The 530-nt window shown below is 44.2% G+C and carries 1 pseudogene (only partly in view); it reads left to right on the top strand.

The annotated features are described in order from the left end of the window. Positions 1–530, top strand: a pseudogene (locus QZ327_RS08375) (CTP synthase) (its annotated part continues 786 nt past the right edge of the window); the annotation flags it as partial.

The raw sequence follows: 530 nt of genomic DNA, 5'->3' as shown, positions 1-530 counted from the left end.
GTGTTATCGACAAAGAACGCCGCGGTGATTATTTGGGAAAGACTATTCAAGTTATCCCCCATATCACTGACGAAATCAAGCGCAATGTAAAATTACTGGGAAGCAAATATAAATTCGATTTTGTCATTACCGAAATTGGTGGTACTGTAGGTGATATTGAATCACTTCCTTATTTGGAAAGTATCCGCCAGTTGAAATGGGAAATGGGGCGTAACGCGTTGTGCGTACACCTTACTTATGTTCCTTATCTGGCGGCAGCAGGCGAATTGAAAACCAAACCTACCCAGCACTCTGTAAAAGAATTGCAATCTGTAGGTATTCAGCCGGATATATTGGTATTGCGTACCGAGCACGAACTAAGCACGAATCTGAAAAAGAAAGTGGCTCTGTTCTGTAACGTAGATGAAAATGCCGTGGTGCAGTCCATCGACATGCCCACTATTTATGAAGTACCTCTGCGCATGCAGGAACAAGGGTTGGATGTAACCATCCTCCAAAAGATGGGTTTACCCGTGGGCGAAACTCCGACC

It is taken from the genome of uncultured Bacteroides sp. (assembly GCF_910578895.1).
Classification (GTDB): Bacteria; Bacteroidota; Bacteroidia; order Bacteroidales; family Bacteroidaceae; genus Bacteroides.
This window is presented reverse-complemented; position numbering and strand designations above follow the sequence as displayed.